The organism is Ruegeria sp. HKCCSP351 (assembly GCF_017872535.1).
Taxonomy (GTDB): domain Bacteria; phylum Pseudomonadota; class Alphaproteobacteria; order Rhodobacterales; family Rhodobacteraceae; genus Ruegeria.
This window is the reverse complement of the sequence record NZ_JAEDOV010000007.1, coordinates 1-25,886: the sequence shown is the minus strand read 5'-3', so window position 1 is coordinate 25,886 and position 25,886 is coordinate 1. Positions and strand designations below refer to the sequence as shown.

The window sequence follows — 25,886 nt, the reverse complement described above, 5'->3', positions numbered from 1 at the left end:
GTGCCGGATTCGGTCAGGGTAACGCCCACCATGCCGTAGGACTGGCTATCGCTATGGATTTCGCCATGGGGTCCGCGCCCGGCCAACAGGCGCGGTCCATTGTGAGGCCAGGCAACCCAGCCACCGCTTGGATTATTGCAGGTCACCAAAGGCCCGTTTCAGTCGCGCGCAGGCGTCCTCGACCCGCGCCCGTTGCGTGGCCAGGTTGAACCGTTCGAAGGTCTCTCCGCCAGTGCCAAAGCCCGGCCCGGACGAGGTTGCAATCCGCGCGTCCTCGCGCAATCGGCGGACAAATTCAGCGTGATCCATGCCGGTGCCGGAAAAGTCGACCCAGGCCAGATAGGTCGCCTGCAAGGGCATCGACCACAGGCCCGGAATCTCGGCGATGGTCTGATCGAACAGACGCCGGTTTCCTTCCAGATGCGCGATCTGCGCATCCACCCAATCCGCGCCGGCCGGGCTGTAGGCGGCGGTGATCATCGCCACACCCAACGCGCTGGGGCCATAATCCAGCGTTGCCAGCCGATGCTTCATCGCCTCGCGCAGTTTGGGGTCGGGAATGATCATGTTGCCGGTCCGCTGCCCGGCGATGTTGAAGGTCTTCGATGCCGCAGTCAGCGTCACTGTCCACGGGCGTGCATCCGGGGCTGCCACATCCATCGGCACAAATTTGGCACCGGGATAGACCAGATCGTGGTGAATCTCGTCTGACACAAGGATCAGCCCGTTGCGCTCGGCAAATGCAGCCACGGCGCGCAGTTCCTCCGGTGTCCAGACCCGGCCCGACGGGTTCTGCGGCGAACACCACAGCAACATCTTCTCGGACCCGTCCAGCCGCGACTGCGCATCTTCCAGGTCAAGGCCATAACTTTCCCCGTCCCGCACCAAAGGGCATTCCACGACCCGGCGGCCCGATTTGTTCACCTTGTGAGCAAACTCATGGTAAACGGGGGTAAAGATCACGATGCCATCACCGGGATCGGTCCAGACTTCCAGCGACAGGGCAATAGCATTGCCCAGACCCTGGGTGGTCAGAACCCAGTCCGTGTCGATTTCCCAATCGTGGCGGGTTTTCATCCACCACTGGACCGAGGCCAGATACTCCGGGTGCGCCCAGGAATAGCCGAACACGCCGTGATCTGCGGCCTCGCGCACCGCGTCGATCACACAGGGGGCCGTCGGGTAATCGGAATCGGCCGTCCACATGGCCAGCCCGTCCTCGGGCGAGACGCCATACAGCATCTCCATCTTGTCCCACTTGGTACTGTTGGTGCCCCGGCGGTCGATCAGGTCGTTGAAAGTCATGTCTGCTCCATTTTCTCGACCGAAAGCTAACCGCAAATCGGGCAGGTGCAAGGGGGGCGTTGCGGCGCGGGGCGGGATGGCCTAAATCAGCCTCATGAAACGTAACATCCTGATCTATCCCGACCCCCGTCTCAAGAAGGTCTGCGCCCCCGTGGCCGACCTCACGGACGACCTGCGCGCGCTGGCCGATGACATGCTGGAAACGATGTATGACGCCCCCGGTGTTGGCCTTGCCGCGCCACAGATCGGCGTGCTGGATCGCTTGATCGTGCTGGATTGCGTCAAGGAAGAAGGCGAGGCACCGCGCCCCCTGATCATGTTCAACCCGCAGGTCATCGCGGCCTCGGAAGAAACCAATGTCTACGAGGAAGGCTGCCTGTCGATCCCTGATCAATACGCCGAGGTGACGCGCCCCAAAGTGGTCGATGTGACTTGGATGGACCGCGACGGAAACCTGCAACAGGAAACCTTTGACGGGCTCTGGGCCACCTGCGTTCAGCACGAGATCGATCATTTGGACGGCAAGCTGTTCATCGACTATCTCAAGCCGCTGAAACGGCAGATGATCACCCGCAAGATGCAAAAGCTCAAACGCGAACGGGCCCGTGCATGACCGTTCGTACCTGCCTGCCATGGCCTGACAAGCGCCTGCGCACCAAGGCGGATGAGGTGCCCGAAATCACTGATGAGGTCCGCGCCATCTGGGACGACATGATCGACACGATGGAGGCGATGCCCGGCGTCGGTCTTGCCGCGCCACAGATCGGGGTGATGCTGCGGCTGGCCGTTGTTGACGGTTCTGCCGAACGGGGCCGGGCCGTGCGTCTGGCAAACCCGGAAATCCTGCACAGCTCGATCGAACTGCGCGAACATGAAGAGGCCAGCCCGAACCTGCCCGGCGTCTCGGCCACAATCAAACGCCCGCGCGCGGTGACCGTGAAGTTCCTGAACGAACATGGCATGCTGGATCGCCGCGATTTCGTCGGGATCGACGCGACCAGCGTACAGCATCAGATCGACCACCTGAACGGGCGGATGTATTTCGACCGGCTCAGCAAGGTCAAACGTGACATGCTGCTGCGCAAGGCGCGCAAACAAACCTGACGTCCGTAGGCCGGGCTTCAGCCCGGCACCCGTCCCAACTGCCGGAGCCAACGATGCGCATCATCTTCATGGGAACCCCCGATTTTTCGGTCCCGGTGCTGGACGCACTCGTCAAGGCCGGGCACGACATCGCCGCCGTCTACTGTCAGCCTCCGCGCCCCGCCGGACGCGGCAAGAAAGACCGCCCGACACCGGTTCATGCCCGGGCCGAGGCGCTGGGCCTGCCCGTTCGCCACCCAACCTCTCTGAAATCTGCTGACGAACAAACCGCATTTGCCGCGCTGAACGCCGATATCGCCGTCGTCGTCGCTTATGGCCTGATCCTGCCGCAACCCATTCTGGACGCGCCGCGACACGGCTGCCTGAACATCCACGCCAGCCTGCTGCCGCGCTGGCGCGGTGCCGCCCCGATCCACCGGGCGATTATGTCCGGCGATGCCGAAACCGGGATCTGCATCATGCAGATGGAGGCCGGTCTGGACACCGGCCCGGTCCTGCTGCGACAGGCAACCGCGATTGAAGCTGAAGAAACCACCGCCCACCTGCATGACCGGCTCTCGGCCATGGGGGCCGCGCTGATCGTCGAGGCGCTGGCCAAACTGCCGGACCTGTTGTCCGAGCCTCAGCCCGAGGATGGCGTGACCTATGCCGCCAAGATCGACAAGTCCGAGGCCCGCATCGACTGGACACGCCCGGCGGTCGAGGTCGACAGGCAAATCCGCGGGCTGTCACCCTTTCCCGGCGCATGGACCGAGATGAATGGCGAGCGCATCAAGCTGCTGGCATCGCGGCTGGCAGACGGGCAGGGCGCAGCGGGTGAGGTTCTGAACAACGACCTGCACGTGGCCTGCGGTCAGGGCGCGGTCGAACTGCTGCGCTTGCAACGGGCGGGCAAAGGCGCGCAGGATAGGGAAACCTTCCTGCGGGGCTGGCCCATTCCCACCGGCACCCGCCTGACCTAGGAGAAGCCCGATGTTCATGGTGATGATGGGGACCGTCGTGATTGCCGGGATCGTCGGATATCTGTCCGAACAGACCGGGTTCACTCATAACGGCTATCTTCAGTCGATCATCATCTGCGTGGGCGGGGCGTTCCTGTTCTACTTCATCCGCATCATGTTCGGGATCAGCTTTGGCCCTCCCGGTCTGGATGCGGTGATCTCGTCTGTCGGCGCCCTGATTATCGTGCCGACGCATTGGAGGAAATGACATGCCCGTCGTCGCCCTGATCATCATCGGCGCAGCCGCGGGGTTCCTCGCCACCCGCCTGATGCGGATCGAGGCGGACATTCCAACCACCATGCTGATCGGTGTCATAGGCGCCCTGATCGGAGGGTTCGTTCTGCGGTTTCTGATAACCGTCATGGGCTGGATGTCGGGCTTTGTGGGCGCGGTTCTGGGCGCATTGCTGGTGATCTGGATCTGGCAGACCTACCTGCGCCGTTAGCATATTCCTTGGCTGCGCATTCCGTCCCGCAAACCTTCACTCGACAGATAGCGCAGCAGATCAGCGCTCGTCGCACTCCAGCGCTGAACCAAGCGCCGGGGCGGCTTTCGTCGTCATATCGAACCGGTTCGCCTCGGCGGCAGTCATCCAGTGGATGCTGTCGGCCGGGGCCGCATACAGCGTGTACCAGTAAAACGACTCATCGACGCCAATGTCCCTGAAATAATCCAGATAGCGGTCATGTTCCGGGTCATCCTCGGGCAGCTCCGTTGCCACCAGCCCTGACCCGGCCCAGCTGTGGACGCCCACACAGGCCCCCGGCTGCAAAACACGGCGATGTCCGGCCAGAAACAGATCGGTGCCGCCGCTGGCAACCAGACCGTCCGAGGGCACGATGGTATCGAACCCGGCCTTGCGCACCTCGCGGCTGAAGATGACATTGGCGTCGTCATCCACCGATCCCTCAATATATTGCAGCACCAGCGTGCGCGCTTCGGGATTTTCGGCGGTGACGTCTTCAAAAGCGGACAGCGTCGTTTCGTCAATCGTGCCCGAGGCGATGATCCGGTCACCCTCGGCAACAAAGTGGACAGGCGCATAATATGCGCCGCAGGAGGCCAGCAAAGCCAGTGAGACCGCAATCGATGTAAGTCTGAACGGCATTTGGCCTCCGGGCTGCGCGTTCCAAACAGCTATCAGCCCGCCCCGGTCGCGTCCACCGACAGGTTCAGTTGCGGGGCGGGCGGCTTTTGTAGACGGGCAACTGCCAGCCAAACACCAGCGACCCGGCCCGCAAGGCCCAGCACACAAGGGCGCACAGACCTAGCACAAAGGCGGGCTCCAGCCCCAGCCTGACCGCAAGTACCGCTGTCAACGCCCCCAAAAACGCGCACGAGACGTAAAGTTCGCCTTGTTTCAGGACCAGCGGCACCTCGTTGCAGACCACGTCGCGCATCAGCCCGCCCAGACACCCGGTCGTCACACCCATCAGCACGACGATGATACCGGGCTGATCCAGTGACAGCGCGGCACCGGTTCCGGCGGCAACGGCGACCGACAGCGCGAAACTGTCCAGCCAGACCAGCCAGTTATAGCGGCTTTCCACCAGATGCGCGGTAAAGAACACAAACACCGCCGCCGCGACGGCAATCAGGATGTAATCCGGCTGGCCGACCCAGAAGATCGGGTGCCTGTCCAGCAGCAGGTCGCGCACCGTGCCACCGCCAACTGCGGTCAGGCAGGCCATGAAGGCGAAGCCCACCAGATCCAGCTGTGCCCGGCTGGCCACCAGCGCCCCGGTCAGCGCAAAGATCAGAACCGAGGCATAATCCAGCAGCGTCAGCGCGCTCACGCCGGTGCCTTTTTCGGCTTGAAGGGCGCCATGCCTGCGCGGGCCAGTTCATCGGCCTTTTCGTTTTCGGGATGGCCCGCATGGCCCTTGACCCATTCCCATGTCACATCATGTCGTTCCTGCGCCTCGTCCAGTCGCTGCCACAGATCGACATTCTTGACCGGCTTCTTGTTCGAGGTTTTCCAGCCATTCCGCTTCCAGCCGAATATCCAGCCGGTGACGCCGTTCTTCACATAGGCGCTGTCGGTGACAATGGTGATCTTCGACGGGCGCTCCAGCGTCTCAAGCGCGCTGATGGCAGCCAGCAACTCCATTCGGTTGTTGGTCGTCTCGGCCTCGCCGCCGTTCAGTTCCCGCTCTTTCAATACCCTGTCCCCGTTCTTCGCACGCAGCAGCACGCCCCAGCCTCCGGGGCCGGGATTGCCGGAACAGGCGCCATCTGTATAGGCAAACAACTCAGGCATGGGCGAACACCAGAATAAACCCGTCGTAAGACCCGGCCAGACCCTTGCCCACCCCTTCGACCGTGCGGTCAACCGTGAACCCGGCCTGGGTCAGCGCCTCTCGGATCTCGGCTTCCGAGTAATAGGTGTAATAGCGGTCCAGATCGTCACGATGCTCGCCCGTGCCCAGCTTCATGCCCAGAAACAGCTGGCCTCCGGGCTTCAGGGCCGTGTGGATCGCTTTCAGGTGACGCGTAAAATCCGCTCGCGGCGCGTGCAGTAGGGAAAAACTGGCGTAGACACCGTCATACTCGGCGGTTTCGGTAACATCGTCGAACGTGCCCAGATGCGCGTCCACCCCGTTCTGGCGGGCATGTTCGACAAAGGCGGGGGTGGCATCCAGCGCCCGCACCTTCAGCCCCTGACGCATCAGGAAACCGCTGTCCGATCCGGGGCCTGACCCCAGATCCAGCACATAGCCGCCCGCACCGACCGCATCGGCAAAATCCTGACGGGTCTTGAGCTGTTCGGCTGGCAGAGGAATGGCCAGATATTCGTTTACTCTGTTCGTATAGGCATCAATCGTGCGTTTGTCGCTCACAGGTACACTCCTACGGCTAGGCTGGCCAGAACGACCGCGGTCAGCAGGATACGCAGCTGCATCCACCAGACCGGCGTCAGCCGCCAGTATGAAAACAGGGCGTCCAGCAGCAGCAAGCCGGTGAACCCGTAGATCAGATTGGTGCCCGCAGTGACCGGCCCGCCGCCTGTCATGGCAAAGGCCCACAGCGCAGGCAGGACCGACAGCCCATAACACAGCGCCGCCTTGCTGCCCGAGGTCTTGGTGGCAAACCCCCACAGAACACCGGACATAAAGCTCAGGATGACCGAGCCATAGAACAGCTGCACATAAGGGCCAACAAAGCGCGGGCCAAATGTATGCGAACCCCAGTCGTTCAGATCACCGTTCAGATAGGTCAGCGCGCCCCAGACAAACGGGACCAGTCCCGCCAGCCCCAGATAAAGCGGCGCCTTCGGCACGCCGGTCACGCCGGTTGCCTCAACACGCGCGGCACTTTGAATTCGACGTTTTCAGTTGCGGTCTCGACCGGCTCGACAGTGACATCGTAATGATCGCGGAAGGCGTCGATCACCTCGTTCACCAGCAATTCCGGGGCCGATGCGCCTGCGGTCACCGCAACGCTTTTGATGCCCTGCAAAGCGCGCCAGTCGATCTCGGTCGCACGCTGGACCAGCTGTGCATATTTGCACCCCTCGCGTGATGCGACCTCGACCAGACGGCGGGAGTTTGACGAGTTCGGAGCCCCCACAACCAGCAGCGCATCGGCCTTGGGCGCCACGGCCTTCACGGCCTCCTGCCGGTTGGTGGTCGCATAACAGATGTCTTCCTTATGCGGCCCGACAATGGCCGGGAACCGGGCCTGAAGGGCTGCGATGATGTCCTTGGTATCATCCACCGACAGGGTGGTCTGGGTGACAAAGGCCAGCTTGTCGGGGTCGCGCACCTGCACGGTGGCCACATCATCGACCGTTTCGACCAGCAGCACATCACCCTTTGGCAGCTGTCCCATCGTACCAACGGTTTCGGGGTGACCCTTGTGGCCGATCATGATCATCTGCAATCCCGCATCCGCATGGCGCTGTGCCTCGACATGAACCTTCGACACCAGCGGACATGTGGCATCCACATAGATCATCTCACGCTGCGCGGCTTCGGCGGGTACCGATTTCGGCACACCATGGGCGGAAAAGATCACCGGGCGGTCATCGGGGCATTCATGCAGTTCTTCGACAAACACAGCCCCTTTGGCCCGCAACCCGTCGACCACGAATTTGTTATGCACGATCTCGTGGCGCACATAGACCGGCGGCCCCCATTTTTGCAGGGCCATTTCAACGATCTTGATGGCGCGGTCCACACCGGCGCAGAACCCGCGCGGCGCGGCCAGGTAAAGTGTCAGTGGCGGCTTGGTCATTCGGCTGTCTCCTTAGGGCACAGGTAAGTCTTTTCCCGGCCTTGGTCCAGACAGGACATTGTCATTCATCTGACACGAATCGTTGTTAGTCAGAGGATGTTTCAGCACCAATCCTTAGTTAAAGAAGCGCGGCCAGGACTCCGGTCCTGACCGCGCGAATTTTCTCATCAACAGGCAGTGGTGCCGGATCAGCTGCCGCCTGCAACCGCGACGCTGCGATGCTCTGCCGGCATTTCACGCGGCGGGCGACCGATCACGTCGCGCAGATCCTCCAACTCGATGAAGTTGTCGGCCTGACGGCGCAGCTCGTCCGAAATCATCGGCGGTTGGCTGCGGATCGTTGACACGACCGACACGCGAACGCCCTGACGTTGCAGGCTGGCGATCAGCGGGCGGAAATCTCCATCGCCCGAGAACAGCACGATATGATCCACACGCGGTGCCAGTTCCATGGCATCGACCGTCAGCTCGATATCCATGTTCCCTTTGACTTTCCGACGCCCCATGCTGTCGGTGTATTCCTTGGCCGGTTTGGTGACCATGGTGAAGCCATTGTAATGCAGCCAGTCAACCAATGGGCGGATCGGTGAATACTCGTCGTTTTCAAGCAGCGCTGTATAGTAGAAAGCCCGAAGCAACTTGCCACGGCGCATGAATTCCTGCCGCAGAAGTTTGTAGTCTATGTCGAAACCGAGTGCTTTTGCCGCGGCATAAAGATTCGAGCCGTCGATGAACAGCGCTAGCCGTTCGTCCTTATAAAACATAAATAGGTCCTTCCGGTACAATCCAGACTACGCCGCGTTACGTGAGTGAGTGGGTGTGTGAGTTATAATATGGCGCACTCTGGTGGGCTTAAAATTAGAACTTTTGTCGGTTATCGCAAGTATGCAATGTGTCGAATATAGGGTAGCATATGTACAATTCTTTGCCAAATGCGGTTGTGGCATTGGGCGCAAATCTCGATCTGAGAGGAAATGGGCCCGCTGTAACGCTACAGCGCGCAATTGACGCACTTTCGCAGCAGGGCGTAGTGATTCGCTCTGTAAGCCGGTTTTTTGCGACACCCTGCTTCCCCGCTGGCGCTGGCCCGGATTACGTGAATGCGGCAGCGCTGATCGAAACCGACAAATCCCCGTCCGAGCTTTTGCGCGCGCTGCACGAGGTTGAAAACCAGTTCGGCCGTGAACGGGTGCAGCGCTGGGGAATGCGGACGCTGGATCTGGATCTTGTGTGCTGTGGCGATCAGATTCTGCCCGACCGCGCCCTGTTCGACCGCTGGCTGACCCTGCCGCCCGAGGCGCAACGGCAAGAGGCACCGGATCAGCTGATCCTGCCGCATCCGCGCCTTCAGGACCGCGCTTTTGTGCTTGTGCCGATGGCGGATATTGTGCCCGACTGGCGTCACCCCGTGCTTGATCGCACGGTTTCCCAGATGGTTGCCGACCTGCCCCCGTCCGAGGTTGCGGCGGTTACGCCGCTGTGATCCCTGCAAATGCAGCATTTCCTGCTTGTCAAGGCGCGGAATCGCGCTTAGATAAACCCCTTCCTGACATGGACTCAGAAACGGAGAGCGCCCAATGGCCCGCGTGACGGTTGAAGATTGCGTAGACAAGGTTCCAAACCGGTTCGAACTGGTAATGCTGGCCGCCCATCGGGCGCGCGAGATTTCTGCCGGTGCCGCGATTACCGTTGACCGCGACAACGACAAGAACCCTGTCGTGTCCCTGCGCGAAATCGCCGACGAGACCCAAGGCGCAGACGCCCTGCGCGAACGCCTGATCGAGGCCAACCAGACCCAGATCGAGGTTGATGAGCCGGAAGAAGATCAGATGGCGCTGCTGATGGGTGCCGAGTCGGACAAGCCTGCGATGGACGACATGTCCGAAGAAAAACTCCTGCGCGCTCTGATGGAGGCTCAAGGGCAGGGGTAAGCTCCAAAGACGAAGGTGCGGACCGGATGATTTCTGCTGACGATCTGATTGCGCTGGTCCGCAACTACAATCCCAAGACGAATGCTGAACGTATCGCGCTGGCCTATGAGTTTGGCCAGAAGATGCACGAAGGGCAATTCCGCCACTCTGGCGAGCCCTATTTTACCCACCCCGTTGCCGTTGCCGCCATCCTGACCGAACAGCGTCTGGATGATGCGACGATCATTACGGCTTTGCTGCACGACACGATCGAAGACACCAAGGCCAATTACGGCAAGGTGTCCGATCTGTTCGGGGATGAGGTCGCCAAACTGGTCGATGGCGTCACCAAGCTGACCAACCTGCAACTGTCCAGCCGCGAAACCAAACAGGCCGAGAATTTCCGCAAGCTGTTCATGGCCATGTCCAAGGACCTGCGGGTCATTCTGGTCAAGCTGGCCGACCGTCTGCACAACATGCGCACCATCAAGGCGATGCGGCCCGAAAAGCAAGTTCAGAAAGCGCGCGAGACGATGGATATCTACGCGCCGCTTGCGGGCCGCATGGGGATGCAATGGATGCGCGAGGAGCTCGAAGACCTCGCGTTCCGCGTCCTGAACCCCGAAGGCCGCCAGTCGATCATCCGTCGCTTTATCACGCTGCAACGTGAAACCGGCGATGTGATCCACCGCATCACCGGCGACATGCGCCACGAGCTGGAAAAGGCGGGCATCGAAGCCGAAGTCTTTGGCCGCGCCAAGAAACCCTATTCGATCTGGCGCAAGATGCAGGAAAAGGATCAGGGCTTTTCGCGCCTGTCCGATATCTACGGGTTCCGCATCATTACCCAGACGGAAGAAGACTGCTATCGCACGCTTGGGGCCATCCATCAACGCTGGCGCGCGGTGCCGGGGCGGTTCAAGGACTATATCAGCCAGCCGAAATCGAATGGCTACCGCTCGATTCACACCACCGTTTCAGGCCGCGATGGCAAACGGGTCGAGGTTCAGATCCGCACCCGCCAGATGCACGATGTGGCCGAAACCGGCGTTGCGGCGCACTGGTCCTACCGGGACGGGGTGCGCACGGAAAACCCCTTTGCCGTCGACCCGGCGAAATGGATATCCAACCTGACCGAACAGTTTGACAACGAGGATGATCACGAAGATTTCCTCGAAGCCGTCAAGCTCGAGATGTATTCGGATCAGGTCTTCTGCTTCACCCCCAAGGGCGACGTGGTGAAACTGCCGCGGGGCGCGACCCCGATCGATTTCGCCTATGCCATCCACACCCGGATCGGCCATGCCTGCGTGGGGGCCAAGGTCGATGGCATTCGCGTGCCGCTCTGGACGCGGATGAAGAACGGCCAGTCGGTGGATATCATCACCGCTGACGGGCAGACACCGCAGGTCACATGGCTTGAGATCGCCGTCACCGGCAAGGCCCGCACCGCCATCCGCCGCGCCCTGCGCGAGGTGGATCGCGAACGGTTCATCAAGCTGGGCAAGGAACTGGCGCGCTCGGGCTTTGACCATGTGGGGCGCAAGGCCACGGACAAGGCGCTTGATACCGCCGCCAAGCACCTGCGCCTGAAAGACCGGCATGAATTGCTGGCCCGTCTGGGCAGTGCCGAGCTGACCGCCCATGAGGTGGTCGAGGCCGTCTATCCCGAGCTGGCCAAGGATGAAGGCGACGCCATCCCGCTGCGGCGCGCGGTGATCGGGCTTGAGCCCGGCCAGAAATTCGACCGCGCGCCCTGCTGCCAGCCGCTGCCGGGCGAGCGGATCGTGGGCATCACCTACCGGGGCAAGGGCGTTGTGGTGCACGCCATCGACTGCGACAAGCTCAGCCAATATGAAAGCGAACCGGAACGCTGGGTCGATCTGCACTGGCATTCGGGCACGCACCCGGCCGTCTATGGGGCGACACTGGATCTGACCATCGGCAACGATGCCGGGGTTCTGGGGCGCATTTGCACATTGATCGGCGAGAAAAAGGCCAATATCTCAAACCTGGAATTTGTGGACCGCAAACCGGATTTTTACCGCCTGCTGATCAATGTCGAACTGCGCGACCTTGAACAGTTGCATTCGCTGATGCTGATGCTTGAGGCTGAAAGCGACGTTGCAGCGGTCGAGCGTTATCGGGACCGGACCAAGACCGCGACTGCGGCTGGCTGAGAAGGGGTGATCACGGGTGGTATTCAAGCGCCGAGACCGACGCTCTCCTGTTCAGGTCGCATCGGAACTCGTCTATCCGCGTGGCGGATGGACCCGCGCCTTCCACTATGTCAAACACCGTGTCCGCCGCCTGCCGGATTCCCCTGACCGGATCGCCCGTGGCATAGGGGCGGGCGTTTTCGCATCCTTCACGCCGTTTTACGGGCTGCACTTTCTGGTTGCGGCAATTGGTGCGCGGCTGATCAAGGGAAATATTCTGGCCGCCCTCAGCGGCACGTTCTTCGGCAATCCCCTGACCTATGTCCCGATTGGGGTGATCTGCCTGCAAACCGGGCATTTCCTGCTGGGCACTGAATATGAAGAAGGCGACACGCAGGGGCTGATGGGCAAATTTGCCGACGCCATCGGTGACCTCAAGAACAATCTTCTTGCCCTGTTCACGGACCGCGTGGCCGACTGGCACGGGCTGGGGCAGTTCTATGATGATGTTTTCTATCCCTACATGATTGGCGGCATCATCCCCGGTATCGTGGCGGGCATTATCTGCTACTACCTCAGCCTGCCGCTGATCCTGACCTACCAGCTGCGCCGCCGCGCCAAGATCAAGGCAAAGTTTGAAGAAATCAAACGTCTGGCCGGAGAAACAACTGCCGGTCCCGCGCCAAGATCGCTAAGGTCGGGGCGAAAATCTGCAAAAGGAACCGAATGATGTCCGAAAGCCGTCTGCGTCTGGGTGTGAATATCGATCATGTTGCCACCGTGCGCAACGCGCGCGGCGGGGCCTATCCTGACCCGCTGCGCGCCGCCAAGCTGGCAGAAGAGGCCGGCGCCGACGGCATCACCGCGCACCTGCGCGAAGACCGCCGCCATATCTCGGACGCCGATATCGACGGCCTGATGGAGGTTCTGTCGGTGCCTCTGAACTTTGAAATGGCCGCCACCGATGAGATGCAGAAAATCGCCCTGCGCCACAAGCCGCACGCCGTCTGTATCGTTCCCGAAAAGCGCGAGGAACGCACCACCGAAGGCGGGCTCGAAGTCGCGCGCGAGGAAAACAAGCTGGCCCATTTCATCGCCCCGCTTCGCGAGGCCGGGTGCCGCGTGTCGATCTTCATCGCCGCGGATCAGCGCCAGATCGAGGCCGCGCACCGTATCGGTGCCGAGGTGATCGAGTTGCACACCGGCGCCTATTGCGACGCCCACGCCGAAGGCCGCATGGACGCCGCCGAGCGCGAGCTTGAATCGCTGCGCCAGATGTCCACCTTTGCCCATTCTCTGGGGCTCGAGGTCCATGCAGGCCATGGCCTGACCTACGACTCCGTAAAGCCGGTTGCCGCCTTCCCCGAAGTCATGGAACTGAACATAGGGCATTTCCTGATTGGCGAGGCGATCTTTCTGGGTCTCACCCCCGCCATTCGGGAAATGCGCCGCCTGATGGACGAGGCGCGCGCGTGATCACGCCCGGCTTTATCGCCATCTGGTTCGCCTGGCTGATGGCCGGGGGCTCTCCGGGCCCGGCCACCATGGGCATTGCAGGAACCGCCATGAACGAAGGCCGCACCGCGGGGCTGGCCTTTGCCCTTGGCATCTGCGCCGGATCGGCCGCCTGGGGCATTGCCGCAGCGCTGGGCCTGTCGGCGGTCATGCTGGCCAATGTCTGGCTGTTCGAAGTGATCCGCTATGTCGGCGTGGCCTATCTGGGCTGGCTGGCGCTGAAGGCCCTGAAACGCGCGATGACCTCGGATGATGAGGTCGCCCTGGGCAAACCGGTCACTGGCACGCTGCCCACGATCTTTGCCAAAGGTGCCGCCATCCACCTGACCAACCCCAAAGCAATCCTCAGCTGGGGGTCGATCTATGCCATCGTCGCGCCAAGCGATGCCAGCCTGCCGATGCTGCTGGGCTATTTCGCCATGCTGTACGCGGGATCACTGATGATCTTCATCGGCTATGCGTTTTTGTTCTCATCCGCCCGCATGGTCCGCACCTACCGCCGTGCCCGCCGCTGGTTCGATTTCGCCTTCGCCGGGTTCTTTGGCGTGGCGAGTTACAAGATCCTGACAGTGCGGTTGTCGTAAAGCAGGCGAAATAGATCTCGGCAAATTCCGGTGGAAGCGCTAGGGCGCGTTCGAGATTTCCAAAAACCATTCCGCCACGGCATTTGCCCAACCGGGTTGCCTGCCGTGGCCATGTGGCCCCAGCGCTAGGGTGACAGAGCCGTCCTGACACTCGGTCCACTTCTTTCGCCAGGATGCGCCCTCTGTTGAAACGCTGTTCGCCATCTGCCCGCATCCATTGGTTCTGGTCAGAATTTCAATGGATTTCAAAACGCTACCCTGTTCGAAATCATAGTCCCCAAAGGTCACAAAACGTCCCTCCAGCGGGACGGTCCGGTCTGCATAGCCGTGCGAATGATGCATGTGAACCGGGCCGCTGCACCGTCGCCACATCGGCTCCCAAAAAGCCCCTGATGCCGAGGCATAGGCGAAGGCAAAGGAATGATCCATGCAGGCCTTGTCCCAAACCAGTGATCCGCCGCGTGAATACCCCGCCAGCAAAATGCGGTCGGCGTTCAGGTCGAAACGGGCAATGGCATCTTCCTTGATCTGCTCCAGCGCGGCTAGATCATCCCGCGGCCAGCGATAGCCATCATGCACTCCCCAATCCAGCGCCTTGGGATTGCCAATGTCGACCTGACCGTTCGGCGCGATAAAGGCGATGCCGCGGTCGGTAAAGGCCGCCGCGAGGCCGGAAATTTTCACAGCTGAATTCGCCGTTGCACCATAGCCATGCAGATAGATAACAGCTGGCGGCGTGGGCGCGGCATCGGGCAGAACCACCCGATAGGACAACTCTCCAACCTGACAGGGGGTTTCCTCGGTTCCGCAATCCTGTGCAGAAGCGGGTAAAACGGAGCTTATAACAATGCCAGCCACCGCAATCGCCATGAACAGAATTTTTGACATTGCGTCCCCCGCACCAACGTAAAAATTGAACATTCCGGTAAAGTATATCACGGAATGCGGCAACCAACCGCTTGCGTGTGGTCATCAATTGCCGTTGATTGGCCCGACCATAGAAATGAGAGCCATATGATCCTCGGCATCGGCACAGACCTTGCAAACATAGACCGCATTCAGGGTACGCTCGACCGGTTCGGCGACCGGTTCCGCAACCGTGTCTTTACTGACACCGAACAGCGCAAGGCCGAACGCCGCGCGGATACCGCAGGCACTTATGCCAAACGCTGGGCCGCGAAAGAGGCCTGCTCCAAGGCACTCGGCACCGGCCTGCGCATGGGCATCTCGTGGAAGGACATGGCCGTCACCAACCTGCGTACCGGGCAGCCGGTGATGCATGTCACTGGCTGGGCCGCCGAACGCCTGAACGAACTGACACCCGCTGGGCACGAGGCGATTATCCACGTCACCCTGACCGATGACCACCCCTGGGCACAGGCCTTTGTCGTGATCGAGGCGCGTCCTCTGCAAGATCACGTCACACAGCCTTGACTTGACCCCATCCCCCCCGCATGTAGCAGCGAAGCCAAGCACAGAGAACTGGAGAGAGCAGTATGGCCGACGAAGCCAAGACCGGAAGCGGCGTCTGGGAAACGATCAAGACCATCGTCTATGCCCTGCTGATCGCGGGCGTGTTCCGGACCCTCTTCTTTCAACCGTTCTGGATTCCCTCCGGTTCGATGAAACAGACGCTGCTGATCGGCGATTTCCTCTTCGTCAACAAAATGGCCTACGGCTATTCCTACGCCTCATGCCCCAGCCTGATCATTCCCAGTGTCGGTCTGAACATCGACGCCGAAGATCTCTGCGGCTGGATGCAGGGCGGCGACGGCAACCGCATCTGGGGCGGCGATCCCGTGCGCGGCGATGTCATCGTCTTCCGTCACCCGGTTAGCGGGCGCGACTATATCAAGCGCCTTATCGGCCTGCCGGGCGACCGCATTCAGGTCCGCGAGGGGCAGATCATCCTCAACGGCACACCGGTTCCGCAACAGCCTGACGGCATATTCACCGAAATCGCCGAACCGCAGGGCCCGCAACGCCTGCGCCCCCGCTGCGAAAACGGCCCCGTCGGTGTTGGCGGCGCCTGTGAAAAGTCGCGTCTGATCGAAACCCTGCCCAACGGTGTCACTTATGACGTGCTGAATATTGGCAATCAGGGGTCGGACAATACCGGCATCTATACCGTGCCCGAAGGCCATTTTTTCTTCATGGGCGACAACCGCGACAACTCGGCTGACAGCCGCCTGCCGCAATCCGCTGGCGGGGTTGGCTATGTGCCTTACGAAAACCTGATCGGTCGCGCCGACCGGATCATGTTCTCGTCCGCTGGCCGGTCGATGCTGTTCTTCTGGACCTGGCGCGGGGATCGGTTCTTTAAGGCGGTCAATTGAAGCTCTCAGCCGAGATAAAGGCGTTTCAGCAACGTTTGGGGTATGAGTTTGCCAACCCCGAGTTGCTGGTGCGTGCGCTGACCCACGGCTCGGTCTCATCGTCGACCCGGCCCGACAATCAGCGGCTTGAATTTCTGGGCGACCGCGTGCTGGGCCTTGTCATGGCCACTGCGCTGCTTGAGGCCGACAAGAAAGCCTCCGAAGGCCAGCTTGCGCCCCGATTCAACGCACTGGTCCGCAAAGAAGCCTGCGCAGATGTGGCCCGCCAGATTGATCTGGGCGCGGTCTTGAAACTCGGCCGGTCCGAGATGCTGTCCGGTGGCCGTCGCAAGCAAGCGTTGCTGGGCGACGCGATGGAGGCGGTGATTGCCGCCATCTACCGCGACGCCGGGTTCGAAGCCGCCCGCGATGTCATCCTCGCCCTCTGGGGCGACCGCATCCACAAGGTCGAGGCCGACGCCCGCGACGCCAAAACAGCGCTTCAGGAATGGGCACAGGCGCGCGGCCAGAAACCACCCAGCTATGTCGAGGTCAAACGCAGCGGCCCCGATCACGCCCCCGTCTTCACAATCGCCGCCCGCCTTCAGGACGGAACCGAGGCACAGGCCACCGCAGGCTCCAAGCGCCAGGCCGAACAGGCGGCGGCCAAGGCACTCCTGTCGTCCCTGCCGCAGTGACCTGCTGCGCGCGACCGGATCCTCTTTCATCTGGCCAAAAATATCCCGGGGGTGAGCCCGGATGAAATCCGGGCGAGGGGGCAGGCCACCTGGCCGGTCGGATAGGCGGGGCCGATCCAATCCTCATTCATTGAAGAAACGATCCGTCAAACCACCCGGATGAACCCGGTCAGCCCGGTTTTCTGATGTTCGATCACATGGCAATGAAAGGCCCAGTCGCCGGGATTGTCCGCCACCAGTGCGATATCGGCAATCTCATCCTTCAACAGCAGCATGGTGTCCGTCATCAGCGGAGGCAGGGTGCGCAGGTTGGATCGCAGCGGCACGAAGGCCAGCCCGTGCAGGTGGATCGGATGCAGGTTGGGCGACTCGTTGCGCAATCGCAGGACATAGCTTTTTCCCTGTTCCAGAACCGCCAGCGGCCCGGTGCCTTGCGCTGCATCGCCCGGCCAGGGTTTGCGGTTGATCGACCAGAAACTATACCCCAGCGTGCCGCAGAACCCGTCATTCGGGGCACCGCCCTCCGGGGTCCAGCCAAAGACGAACTCATGCAGCTCCGCGCCGTTTGGATCAGGGCGCGCAACGGGGTTTGCACGCAACGGGCGCAGCTCTCGCAGATCGCGCGCCGCTGATGCGCCATTAGCCCGCAAGCGCGCCATGGCGCGGTGCGGCTGGCCGGGAAACTTGGCCATCAGGTCCGCCGACTGCCCTTCGTTCTCGGGCATCCGGACGGCAAAATCCACCCGTTGACCGGGGCCCAGCAGCAGCGGTTCATCCGCCGTTGGCACCGGCAGGTCGATCTCGACCGGATGCCCGTCCCAGGCGATGATCCGGGTCTCGGCCCCCTCGGGATGCAGCTTGTAGATGCGGGTCGTGTCCGTGTTGACCACCCGCAGCCGTACCAGACTGCCCGCCGTGTGCTCATAGACCGCCGCGCCCTGCCAGTTGGCGGTCTGCACCGTGCCAAACGTGCCCGCTCGCGCCGCACCCCGCGCCGTATAGGCAGGCAGGAACGCGTCACCCTCGTCCAGACGGAAATCCCGCAGATTGATCACCTGTTCGCTGTCGAACCCCGGCTGTTCCGGCTCGGCAATCACCATCACGCCGGTCAGCCCGCGCGCCATCTGCTCCATCGTCATGCAATGGGGGTGATACCAGTAGGTCCCCGCATCCGGTGGCGTGAATTCATAGGTAAAACTTTCGCCCTCGCCGATGGGCATCTGGGTCAGGTAGGGCACCCCGTCCATCTCGTTTCGGATGCGCAGCCCGTGCCAGTGCATCGAGGTATAGTCCGGCAAGGTGTTGCGCACGCTCAGCCGCATAGGCTCGCCCTGCCGCCCATACAGAACCGGCGGCGGCGCATCGGGCGACAGGCTGACCATCCCTGTGGTCAGCCCTTCTCGCAGCCGGTAACTGGCAGGTTGCAGCACCAGCTCCTGTGCTGCATCACCTGCCGCCAGCGACCATCCGCCCAACCCGAACGCACCGGCGGCAGCACCGCTTCCAAGAAGAAACTCGCGACGTTTCATGAAAACCTCATTGAAAGGATTTGCTGCCGGGCTGGAACTGGCTGGGCATCTATGCCTGTCCTGCCACCGCAAACGCAGGGCCGCAATGCGACAAATCCCTCTGGCCCGCCGGACCTTTCTGCTATAGGGGGGCGCAGTTGCAGACAGGATTGCCAGACACATGACCACACGCGCCGGATTTATCGCCCTGATCGGAGAGCCCAACGCAGGCAAATCCACCCTCCTGAACCGCATGGTCGGGGCCAAGGTCTCGATCGTGACCCATAAGGTGCAGACCACCCGCGCCCGTATCCGGGGCGTCGCGATGGAAGGCGATGCGCAACTGGTCTTTGTCGACACGCCCGGCCTGTTCAAACCGCGCCGCCGTCTGGACCGTGCCATGGTCGCTGCCGCCTGGGGCGGGGCCGCCGATGCCGATATCGTCGTGCTGATGGTCGAGGCGCATCGCGGCATCACCGAAGGGGTCGAACGCATCCTCGAAGGGCTGGCCGAGATCGGGCAGGGCCGCACCATCGCGCTCGCCATCAACAAGATCGACAAGGTGCCGTCCGAGAAACTGCTGGCGCTGACCAGCGACCTGAACGCGCGCTACCCCTTTGCCGAGACCTTCATGATTTCGGCCGAAAAAGGCCACGGCGTCGACGACCTGCGCAAATGGCTGGCGGGCGAATTGCCCGAGGGGCCGTGGCTGTATCCCGAAGACCAGATCGCCGATTTGCCGATGCGCATGATCGCCGCTGAAATGACGCGCGAGAAGCTGACCCTGCGCCTGCATCAGGAACTGCCCTACCAACTGACGGTCGAGACCGAAAACTGGGAAGAACGCAAGGACGGCTCGGCCAGAATCGATCAGGTCATCTATGTCATGCGCGACGGCCACAAGGGCATCGTTCTGGGCAAGAAGGGCGAGACGATCAAGGCTGTCAGTCAGGCCGCGCGGGCGGAACTGGAAGAGTTCCTCGACCGCAAGATCCACCTGTTCCTGCAAGTGAAAGTCCGGCCCAACTGGCTTGAGGAATCCGAGCGCTATTCGGAAATGGGTCTGGATTTCAAAGACGGCAACGCATGACCCGCCTGACCGCCGATTTCTGGGTTCACGCCTATCTGGCGCGGCTCCGGTTTCAGGAAATCCCCGCCTTTGTCGTGGCCCATGGCGATGACACCGCGGGCGCGGTTCTGGTCAAGCTCAACACGCTCGACGGGCAAGCCACCGCCTTTCAGCGCAGCTTTGATCTGATGAGCGGTGAACGCACATGGGTCGAACTTTCCTCTGGCCCTGAGGGCGACGTGGATCACGCCATCCAGCGCCAGCGCAGCTTTGACCCCGACCTCTGGGTGATCGAGGTCGAAGACCGGCAAGGCCGGCACCTGCTGGGCGAAGAGGGGCTGGAGTAGCGGGCCCGATGCATGTCCGCTTTGAGGCAAAGACGGACTTGTGTAATGACGTTACGGCATCAGCAGATGGACGTACACCGGGGCATCTGACGAGGGTTCAATAACAACAAACAGGTTGGCGAATTCGTTTTGATCGATGTTAACGTCTTCCAGCACACCAAGACCCTCCAGAATTTGTGGAATGGTCTCGGCATGTGCGACTATCAGCACGGCATCCTCGTCATGATCGAACTCAAGAACGTCCACCAATCCAGCGGTGTCTCCTCTGGGCAAGGCGTTGGTTGGAAGGCCAAGCGTCTCTGCAATAATTCGTCCAGTTTCCAGGGTCCGAAGCGCGTCCGACGTGATAACGGCACTAAGGCCAACGTGCTGTAGCATCTCGGCCCAATCCGCTGCACGCTGCCTGCCTTCGGGGGTCAGCGCTGGATCAGCCCCTGACAATTCCTTCTCGCAATGCCTAATCAAATACACCGCGTCCTGAGCAGCCGCAGAAAAGCTCGTTGCCATAAGTAGCAGCAGACCAATACAGAAACATCGCATGGATTGGCCCCTTTGCTGTTGGAATTTTGACATTCTTTCAAGCCGGCCGCTGAAAATCAAGGGAAGCTGGTGACAATGCGGATGCCCGATTTGCCCCGCATAGATGCCCAGTCCCCTGCCGTCGGACCAAGCGATTGACGTATCTTTCCGCGTTTGGTGTGCAAAACCATTGCAGAACGGAACCCTTCACGATTTTCTGGGAACACCACAACTTAATCACCGACAGGACCCCGAATTGGACTGGCGCGATCACGGCATCCTACTGACCTCCCGCCGCCACGGCGAAACCTCGGCGATTATCGAGATCTTTACCGAATCCCACGGGCGTCATGCCGGTGTGGTGCGGGGCGGGACCAGCCGCAAGATCGCACCGATCCCGCAACCCGGCGCGCCGCTGGATGTGCTGTGGCGCGCGCGGATATCATCCAGATCGACAAGGCGATCAATCGAGCGCAACAGGTGATCTTAGGGAAAATGATCCACAAAAGAGAAATACCGCCTGGGCTTCCTGCTTCGGCCCCATCATCGCTCAGTCCTCCCATCCTCGGGGAGAATTGAATCAGCGACTTACCTCACGATCAAGCAAAAGGTTTTCAACGAAAAACCCAATCCGACCGAGCGGAAATCACAGATTTCGCTACTGCAGCAGGCCGGTCGCAAAGTCCAATCAGGTACCATCGCTGTCTCACAGCGATGAACGCGGACGCTCGCATTGCTCGCGGCAAGCGTTACTGGCTATCCATTCATCTCCAAATGGGGTGCGCTCAGCGATCTGTTGTCAAACGCCGACGTGGTGCTGGTACTCGTCGCGCAGTCTTTGAGCTAGGTCTTCCACGTTTATGACTTGACCGACATCCACTATTCTGATGATTAACCCGGCCTCAAACTCCTCGACCGTGACGTCAAAGGGCAAGAGCAAACCCACATTGGGCCTGCGTTCACTGTTCGGAATGCAAGTTTGGGGTTGCTTGCCCCAAGAATTGAATAGCTGTGAAAGGTATCCCAAGCTATTCCACAATATAGCTTGTCGAAGTCGATGCGCGAAAGGACCCCGAAGCTTTCTTCCGCGAGCGCTGCGATTGTGTTCTCGACCGCTCCGTCGAACGGGCGGTCGAGGGCTACTGTCATCCCAATTTCACCATCCGTCAGCCTGCCGGCGCGTACCATATGGGAGATGTGTAGGCACGCTCCTGCTGAGATGTCGGTGCGCCTTCAGGAATCTCGATCCCGTAGCGATAGGCATCGTAGACGTACCAAGGCGGTGTGGGGATCTCCAATACTCGGACGTAGTAGAAGGCTGGGCGGGCGGGATCGAAGTCCGGGTCGGTCCAGATCGTCGCAAGTTCGGATGCGCCGATCGAGTTGGCCCAGCTCGCCGTTGCCACATCCACCGTATCGCCTACCGCAGGCAGCTTGCCATCCGCGCCGGGGACGCGCCCGTCGGACCAGGCGACGTCATAGACGGCTTCGCTGGTCGTGCCGTCCTCATTGAGCCAACCCTTCACGACCTGGATGCGGTCAAGGTTGGCTCCGATTGGATCCCTTAGCGCGGCCACCATGAATGTCGGCGCCTCGGCCCCATCGGGCGCAGCGGACAGGTCAGCGCCCATGGGCACGCCTTTCGAATACCCGACGGTTGACGGAATACGAGAAGCCAGGTCGGCCTCGTCAAAGTTCCAACCGCCGAAGAAACGGACCGATATTCTGGGGCCGGTCGTGGCATAGACTTCCTTGCGCGCCATGGCGTCGAAGATGCTTTCGCGAGTATTCTCCTCGGCCCAGACCGCCGTGAGACCGGCGGCGACCATCTGCCATGCGAAAAGCTCACCGTTTTCGTTCTTCATGAAAGGGTGTTGCAACCGCTCTGCGGACGGTTCGTAGCCGGTGTGCTTGCCAAAGAAATTCTCTTCTTCGGCGGTCACAAGACCTGTATGGCTGTCTGTCGCCCCGCTGAAGCCAAACTTGTAAGGATTTGTTCCGAACTCTGCTTCCAGGGCCAGCCCGCTCTTCAACGCTTCGCGAGCATACTCTCGCGCGAGCATATCGTCGGTTTTGGCTTCAGACAGATCGAGGTTGCCTACATCCCAGTTGTAATAGTCGGCAAACTCGTCATTCGGGCTGAGAAATGGGTGTGCCTCACCGTCGCCCTTGATCTGCGTAATTTCATAGAGCGGTTCCCATCTGGCTCGGGCTTCCACATATTCCTGCGTGACGGGGGATCCGTCGAACCGGATGTCGATTGGAAACATCACCCCGTTGGACAAGTTGCCATTATGTGCGAGCGCCAGAACCGCGCCGTTGGTTTTTTTCTCGTAGTCCTCGAGATAGGCGTAGAGATCCATCGGATCGGGACTGCCCCAGGGCGGCGTCATCACCATGGGTACGATCTGCCCAACGCGATCCGGTCCATCACGGAAGATTACGTTGCGATGCATGTTGTTCCCCGCTACGAGTGAGGTCCATTCGAACCCGAGCATCGGAGTGAAGATGCCGGGCTCGTAGAAGCGCTCGGCGGTCTTGAGGTTGTCCGACCAAATCGTTGCGAACCTTCGCGAGCCGGGCATGTAATTGTTGAACATTTCCTCTTCGATGGCGCCCTGAGAAACGCTTCCGATCAGGTCAAGCGCTGTATCCACTGCTGTCTGTCCGCCCGCGCGGAACCCATCGGACCAACGCTTGCCCTGTTCATAGCGCGTAACCGACGGATTGCCTGCAAGGGCGTCGAAGATCATGCCCATACCGTCCGAGTGATCTGCAATAACCAGCCAGTCTAATGGGCGCGACAAGCGAACAGGCTGGCCAGAGGACGCGGTGATTTCTTCCCCGCGCGCAAAACGATAAGCATCCTCATGGTCAAGGCGCGCACCGAAACCTCCGGCGTCCATAGATTGTCCCGTATGAAGATGTGTCTCACCCCAGAGTGGTCGTTCCGGGAAAGTTCGACCAGCATAGGGTGAATAGGCCGGCGCTGGATAGGTATCGGCGAGCTGTTCCGAAGTTGGGGTCCATTCCTGCGCATGGGCTGGCATTGCCGTAGTGAGGACAGTCGTTGCGAGCAAGGCAATCGCGTTTTTTACGGCGGCGTGTCTCTGCTGTTCCATGTCTTCTCCTCCCAACGCTTCTGTTTTAGCATAAAACCATATTTTAGCGGTTTGGTCGAACAGTCCCCATGACCGAGATCAAACGGACGTCGTGATTGGTATAGAGATTTGGCGCGGGCAATCCGGCTTGATTGAGGGCGCCCGTTTGGTGCCAGAGCTTCCGTACCACGATACCCTTGTTCATCGTAGAATGCATGGAATCCGGCGGTAAGGGTCGCGAGGTTAGCAATTGTATATGTGTCAATATAAGTTTGGTTTTGTGTAATAGCTTGCAATCGCATCGCCGACCGTAGAGCTTACCTTTTCGTGGCAACTGATACCCGAAGGTCTGATGATACGCATGCGCACGCTTATTCTTTCTCCGCTTGTCCATTTCTTCGCGCTTGGTGCCCTGATCTTTGCCGTATACGCGGCGATCAACGATGAGCCAGTTGCGCTCAGCCCCGATATGATCAGCTTGACCGAGAGCGAGGCAAGCCGACTAGTGCAGAACTTCATTGCCACCTGGAACCGCCCCCCAACGATCCGGGAGTTGGAGAACTTGATGCAATCGTGGGCGCTGGAAGAGGCCCATGTCCGCGAGGCGCTGATCCTCGGACTTGATCGGGGCGACGTGGTTATACGCCAGCGATTGAACCAGAAGATGAAGTTCCTCGCAGAATCTGGCGCCGCGATGGTGGAACCGGATGAGGACATGCTTCAGACGTATCTGGAACAAAACCCGGAACGGTTCACGCAACCCGCTCGAATGGCTCTGGAACAGATCGTTGTGCCCGGAGATCGGGATACCTCCGAGCTTCTGGCGCTGTTGGAGAACGGTGCCGACCCGGCGACGTTGGGACAGGCTACTCTACTGCCACAATCCTTTCCAATGACGCCTGCACCGGTGATCGACCGCACACTCGGAGAGGGGTTCCACGAGGCGCTGGCGGACCTGCCGGTCGGAAAATGGCAGGGTCCGGTCGAGAGCGGCTATGGCCTGCATCTCGTTCGGGTAATCGAGAGAATGGACTCCGTGCTGCCACCGCTGTCCGAAATCCGCGACCGCGTAAAGGCCGAATGGTTCGCGGCTGAGACAAAGAAGATGCGCGAAAGCTTCGGTCAGGCACTGCTGGATCGTTACACCGTGAGCTTGCCCAACGCTGAAGAAGTGTTGAATAGATGAAAAGGTTTCTGGTACCTCTGTTTGCCATTTTCGCCATTTGTCTGCCGGGATACGCGCCAGCCCACGCGCTTGATCCAGGGTATCTCGAACTCGCGTCCATGGGGCAGGAGCGCTGGCGCGTGACCTGGCGCGCACCTGACGTGAACGGTCGAAAGATGCCCATAGAGGCTCGCCTGCCAGCGAACTGTTCACATGAGCCGTCTCCGTCACCGTCCTTTGATGGACGTGCCTGGACAACCGGATGGATCGCCACCTGTCCAGGAGGCCTTGAAAGCGGTGTGATCGAGATCGTCGGGCTCGAGCAGACCAACACGGAAACCCTGGTGCGGTACGAATTGGAACCCGGACAGACGCAGGTGCGTCGCCTGACGTCGACCGAAACCGCATTCACGGTACCTGAGAATCCTGGGTTTCTCGACATCCTTTCGAGCTACGTAGCGCTCGGAGTGACGCACATCCTCGAAGGCCTCGATCACCTGCTTTTTGTCTTCGCGCTTGTGCTGCTGGTTCGCGATCTCAGTCGGTTGTTATGGGCGATCACGGCATTCACCGTTGCACACAGCATCACGTTGGCTTCGGCCACTCTCGGCTGGCTGAACATTCCTCCTCCACCTGTCGAGGCAGTGATCGCGCTCTCAATCGTGTTCCTCGCTTATGAGCTGTCGCTTTCACCGGAGAACCGTGATCCGTTGGCCACGCGTTCACCCTGGATCGTCGCTTTCGCTTTCGGCTTGATACATGGCCTGGGATTCGCCGGGGCACTGAGAGAGATCGGCTTGCCTGATGGGGACATTCCACTGGCTCTGTTTGCCTTCAACCTCGGGGTGGAGCTTGGTCAGGTTCTGTTTATCGTTGTGGTACTGACCATTGGGTTCGCGGCCCGGCTTCTATACCCGGCGATAAAAGAGCAAGCGGTTCAGCTAGAACGCGTGACAAGTTACGGCATCGGTAGTCTAGCCGCCTTTTGGGTGATTGAACGAATTGCGGGATTTTGAGCGAAGCTCGAAGAAGCTACCAAAAAAGCCACTGGCGCAAACCTTCGCCCGAGAATACCCATCCAATCTGAATCGGTAGAACTCAACGACCGGCGCAATCTGCACCCGTTCTAGGTGCCTATCAGATCAAAATAAAACCAAGTGGCCGGTTCCGGTCGGATCCAATTGAAGTGGTCGGGATGACCGCTCTCGGGAAATCAGCTACTGTATGACGAGACATCTTTGCATCGTGCCTCACCCGGCTTCCCAAGTTCGCTGCATCCGCATAAGGCGGCTAAGTCCTGTGTGGATGGCGTCTGCTTTGCAAGGACAAAATGCTCTGATTGCGCGGCT

The 25,886-nt window shown here is 60.5% G+C and carries 31 protein-coding genes and 1 pseudogene; 20 read left to right on the top strand and 12 right to left on the bottom strand.

Features of this window, described 5'->3' with window-relative positions; translation table 11 throughout:
* Positions 1–132: 132 nt before the first annotated feature.
* Complete coding sequence (locus tag I9182_RS14730; protein ID WP_209506183.1) at positions 133–1,305, bottom strand: MalY/PatB family protein; 1,173 nt, start codon at positions 1,303–1,305, stop codon at positions 133–135.
* A gap of 94 nt (positions 1,306–1,399) precedes the next feature.
* On the opposite strand from I9182_RS14730, the gene def (I9182_RS14725) reads away from it, so the two are divergent.
* Genes def (I9182_RS14725) through I9182_RS14705 form a run of 5 tightly spaced genes read left to right on the top strand, consistent with a single transcriptional unit; the run spans position 1,400 to position 3,856 of the window.
* Positions 1,400–1,918 carry a peptide deformylase gene (def, locus tag I9182_RS14725; RefSeq protein WP_209506185.1) on the top strand — a complete coding sequence of 173 codons (519 nt, stop codon included), beginning with the start codon at positions 1,400–1,402 and terminating at the stop codon, positions 1,916–1,918.
* Positions 1,915–2,409: a peptide deformylase gene (def, locus tag I9182_RS14720; protein ID WP_209506187.1), complete on the top strand. Its 495-nt coding sequence runs from the start codon at positions 1,915–1,917 to the stop codon at positions 2,407–2,409. The genes def (I9182_RS14725) and def (I9182_RS14720) overlap by 4 nt, the downstream gene beginning before the upstream one ends.
* A gap of 53 nt (positions 2,410–2,462) precedes the next feature.
* Positions 2,463–3,371, top strand: a complete 909-nt coding sequence (gene fmt, locus I9182_RS14715) for a methionyl-tRNA formyltransferase (RefSeq protein ID WP_209506190.1) — start codon at positions 2,463–2,465, stop codon at positions 3,369–3,371.
* 10 nt (positions 3,372–3,381) lie between these two features.
* The gene (locus tag I9182_RS14710; RefSeq protein ID WP_209506192.1) at positions 3,382–3,618 is read left to right on the top strand and encodes a hypothetical protein; all 237 of its coding nucleotides are present in this window, start codon (positions 3,382–3,384) and stop codon (positions 3,616–3,618) included.
* 1 nt (position 3,619) lies between these two features.
* Positions 3,620–3,856 (top strand): GlsB/YeaQ/YmgE family stress response membrane protein, encoded by a 237-nt coding sequence (locus I9182_RS14705; RefSeq protein WP_209506194.1) that lies wholly within the window; start codon positions 3,620–3,622, stop codon positions 3,854–3,856.
* 60 nt (positions 3,857–3,916) lie between these two features.
* On the opposite strand, the gene I9182_RS14700 is transcribed toward I9182_RS14705, so the two are convergent.
* The 7 genes from I9182_RS14700 to I9182_RS14670 form a co-directional block, all read right to left on the bottom strand.
* Entirely contained in the window at positions 3,917–4,519 is a 603-nt protein-coding gene (locus tag I9182_RS14700; RefSeq protein WP_209598782.1) for an alpha/beta hydrolase, read from the bottom strand.
* Positions 4,520–4,583: 64 nt separating this feature from the next.
* The gene (locus I9182_RS14695) at positions 4,584–5,207 is read right to left on the bottom strand and encodes a trimeric intracellular cation channel family protein (protein WP_209506199.1); all 624 of its coding nucleotides are present in this window, start codon (positions 5,205–5,207) and stop codon (positions 4,584–4,586) included.
* On the bottom strand, positions 5,204–5,671 hold the full coding sequence (gene rnhA / locus I9182_RS14690) for a ribonuclease HI (RefSeq protein WP_209506201.1): 468 nt from the start codon (positions 5,669–5,671) through the stop codon (positions 5,204–5,206). Before rnhA ends, I9182_RS14695 begins: the two co-directional genes overlap by 4 nt.
* Positions 5,664–6,251 (bottom strand): class I SAM-dependent methyltransferase, encoded by a 588-nt coding sequence (locus tag I9182_RS14685; RefSeq protein ID WP_209506203.1) that lies wholly within the window; start codon positions 6,249–6,251, stop codon positions 5,664–5,666. Before I9182_RS14685 ends, rnhA begins: the two co-directional genes overlap by 8 nt.
* A complete protein-coding gene (locus tag I9182_RS14680; RefSeq protein WP_209506206.1) occupies positions 6,248–6,700 on the bottom strand; it encodes a DUF3429 domain-containing protein in 453 nt (150 codons plus the stop codon). The genes I9182_RS14685 and I9182_RS14680 overlap by 4 nt, the downstream gene beginning before the upstream one ends.
* Positions 6,697–7,647 (bottom strand): 4-hydroxy-3-methylbut-2-enyl diphosphate reductase, encoded by a 951-nt coding sequence (gene ispH / locus I9182_RS14675; protein WP_209598781.1) that lies wholly within the window; start codon positions 7,645–7,647, stop codon positions 6,697–6,699. Before ispH ends, I9182_RS14680 begins: the two co-directional genes overlap by 4 nt.
* A gap of 188 nt (positions 7,648–7,835) precedes the next feature.
* On the bottom strand, positions 7,836–8,411 hold the full coding sequence (locus I9182_RS14670) for an NYN domain-containing protein (protein ID WP_209506211.1): 576 nt from the start codon (positions 8,409–8,411) through the stop codon (positions 7,836–7,838).
* Between the two features lie 149 nt (positions 8,412–8,560).
* On the opposite strand from I9182_RS14670, the gene folK reads away from it, so the two are divergent.
* From folK to I9182_RS14640, 6 genes are all read left to right on the top strand, one after another.
* A complete protein-coding gene (folK, locus tag I9182_RS14665) occupies positions 8,561–9,130 on the top strand; it encodes a 2-amino-4-hydroxy-6-hydroxymethyldihydropteridine diphosphokinase (protein WP_209598780.1) in 570 nt (189 codons plus the stop codon).
* Positions 9,131–9,224: 94 nt separating this feature from the next.
* On the top strand, positions 9,225–9,578 hold the full coding sequence (rpoZ, locus tag I9182_RS14660) for a DNA-directed RNA polymerase subunit omega (RefSeq protein ID WP_209506215.1): 354 nt from the start codon (positions 9,225–9,227) through the stop codon (positions 9,576–9,578).
* Positions 9,579–9,604: 26 nt separating this feature from the next.
* Positions 9,605–11,737, top strand: coding sequence for a bifunctional (p)ppGpp synthetase/guanosine-3',5'-bis(diphosphate) 3'-pyrophosphohydrolase (locus tag I9182_RS14655; RefSeq protein ID WP_209506217.1), 2,133 nt, complete (start codon positions 9,605–9,607; stop codon positions 11,735–11,737).
* A 16-nt stretch (positions 11,738–11,753) separates the two neighbouring features.
* Positions 11,754–12,446 carry a DUF2062 domain-containing protein gene (locus I9182_RS14650; RefSeq protein WP_209598779.1) on the top strand — a complete coding sequence of 231 codons (693 nt, stop codon included), beginning with the start codon at positions 11,754–11,756 and terminating at the stop codon, positions 12,444–12,446.
* Positions 12,446–13,192: a pyridoxine 5'-phosphate synthase gene (locus I9182_RS14645; protein ID WP_209598891.1), complete on the top strand. Its 747-nt coding sequence runs from the start codon at positions 12,446–12,448 to the stop codon at positions 13,190–13,192. The genes I9182_RS14650 and I9182_RS14645 overlap by 1 nt, the downstream gene beginning before the upstream one ends.
* Positions 13,189–13,815: a LysE family translocator gene (locus I9182_RS14640; protein WP_209598778.1), complete on the top strand. Its 627-nt coding sequence runs from the start codon at positions 13,189–13,191 to the stop codon at positions 13,813–13,815. Before I9182_RS14645 ends, I9182_RS14640 begins: the two co-directional genes overlap by 4 nt.
* Before the next feature lie 39 nt (positions 13,816–13,854).
* Here I9182_RS14640 and I9182_RS14635 read toward each other — a convergent pair whose 3' ends face one another.
* Positions 13,855–14,703, bottom strand: a complete 849-nt coding sequence (locus I9182_RS14635; protein ID WP_209598777.1) for a polyhydroxybutyrate depolymerase — start codon at positions 14,701–14,703, stop codon at positions 13,855–13,857.
* 126 nt (positions 14,704–14,829) lie between these two features.
* Between I9182_RS14635 and acpS the strand changes: the two genes are divergently transcribed.
* From acpS to rnc, 3 genes are all read left to right on the top strand, one after another.
* Complete coding sequence (gene acpS / locus I9182_RS14630; protein WP_209506227.1) at positions 14,830–15,249, top strand: holo-ACP synthase; 420 nt, start codon at positions 14,830–14,832, stop codon at positions 15,247–15,249.
* A gap of 62 nt (positions 15,250–15,311) precedes the next feature.
* Positions 15,312–16,151, top strand: coding sequence for a signal peptidase I (lepB, locus tag I9182_RS14625; protein ID WP_209598776.1), 840 nt, complete (start codon positions 15,312–15,314; stop codon positions 16,149–16,151).
* Positions 16,148–16,828 (top strand): ribonuclease III, encoded by a 681-nt coding sequence (rnc, locus tag I9182_RS14620; RefSeq protein ID WP_209598775.1) that lies wholly within the window; start codon positions 16,148–16,150, stop codon positions 16,826–16,828. Before lepB ends, rnc begins: the two co-directional genes overlap by 4 nt.
* Before the next feature lie 146 nt (positions 16,829–16,974).
* Here the strand turns inward: rnc and I9182_RS14615 are convergent, their stop codons facing one another.
* Positions 16,975–18,357, bottom strand: coding sequence for a multicopper oxidase family protein (locus I9182_RS14615; RefSeq protein WP_209598774.1), 1,383 nt, complete (start codon positions 18,355–18,357; stop codon positions 16,975–16,977).
* On the opposite strand from I9182_RS14615, the gene I9182_RS20555 reads away from it, so the two are divergent.
* Genes I9182_RS20555 through I9182_RS14605 form a run of 3 tightly spaced genes read left to right on the top strand, consistent with a single transcriptional unit; the run spans position 18,356 to position 19,752 of the window.
* On the top strand, positions 18,356–18,484 hold the full coding sequence (locus tag I9182_RS20555) for a hypothetical protein (RefSeq protein ID WP_280922678.1): 129 nt from the start codon (positions 18,356–18,358) through the stop codon (positions 18,482–18,484). The genes I9182_RS14615 and I9182_RS20555 overlap by 2 nt on opposite strands.
* Before the next feature lie 33 nt (positions 18,485–18,517).
* Entirely contained in the window at positions 18,518–19,426 is a 909-nt protein-coding gene (era, locus tag I9182_RS14610) for a GTPase Era (RefSeq protein WP_209598773.1), read from the top strand.
* Positions 19,423–19,752: a DUF1491 family protein gene (locus I9182_RS14605; protein WP_209598772.1), complete on the top strand. Its 330-nt coding sequence runs from the start codon at positions 19,423–19,425 to the stop codon at positions 19,750–19,752. The genes era and I9182_RS14605 overlap by 4 nt, the downstream gene beginning before the upstream one ends.
* Positions 19,753–19,803: 51 nt before the next feature.
* Here the strand turns inward: I9182_RS14605 and I9182_RS14600 are convergent, their stop codons facing one another.
* Positions 19,804–20,223: a phosphoglycerate mutase family protein gene (locus I9182_RS14600; RefSeq protein ID WP_209598771.1), complete on the bottom strand. Its 420-nt coding sequence runs from the start codon at positions 20,221–20,223 to the stop codon at positions 19,804–19,806.
* A gap of 304 nt (positions 20,224–20,527) precedes the next feature.
* Here I9182_RS14600 and recO point away from each other — a divergent pair.
* Positions 20,528–20,713, top strand: a pseudogene (recO, locus tag I9182_RS14595) (DNA repair protein RecO); the annotation flags it as partial.
* Between the two features lie 724 nt (positions 20,714–21,437).
* On the opposite strand, the gene I9182_RS14590 reads toward recO, so the two are convergent.
* Positions 21,438–23,393, bottom strand: coding sequence for a DUF3604 domain-containing protein (locus tag I9182_RS14590; RefSeq protein ID WP_209598770.1), 1,956 nt, complete (start codon positions 23,391–23,393; stop codon positions 21,438–21,440).
* A gap of 340 nt (positions 23,394–23,733) precedes the next feature.
* On the opposite strand from I9182_RS14590, the gene I9182_RS14585 reads away from it, so the two are divergent.
* Both I9182_RS14585 and I9182_RS14580 read left to right on the top strand, forming a co-directional pair.
* A complete protein-coding gene (locus tag I9182_RS14585) occupies positions 23,734–24,558 on the top strand; it encodes a peptidylprolyl isomerase (protein WP_209598769.1) in 825 nt (274 codons plus the stop codon).
* Positions 24,555–25,553 (top strand): HupE/UreJ family protein, encoded by a 999-nt coding sequence (locus I9182_RS14580; protein ID WP_209598768.1) that lies wholly within the window; start codon positions 24,555–24,557, stop codon positions 25,551–25,553. The genes I9182_RS14585 and I9182_RS14580 overlap by 4 nt, the downstream gene beginning before the upstream one ends.
* Positions 25,554–25,886: the final 333 nt, after the last annotated feature.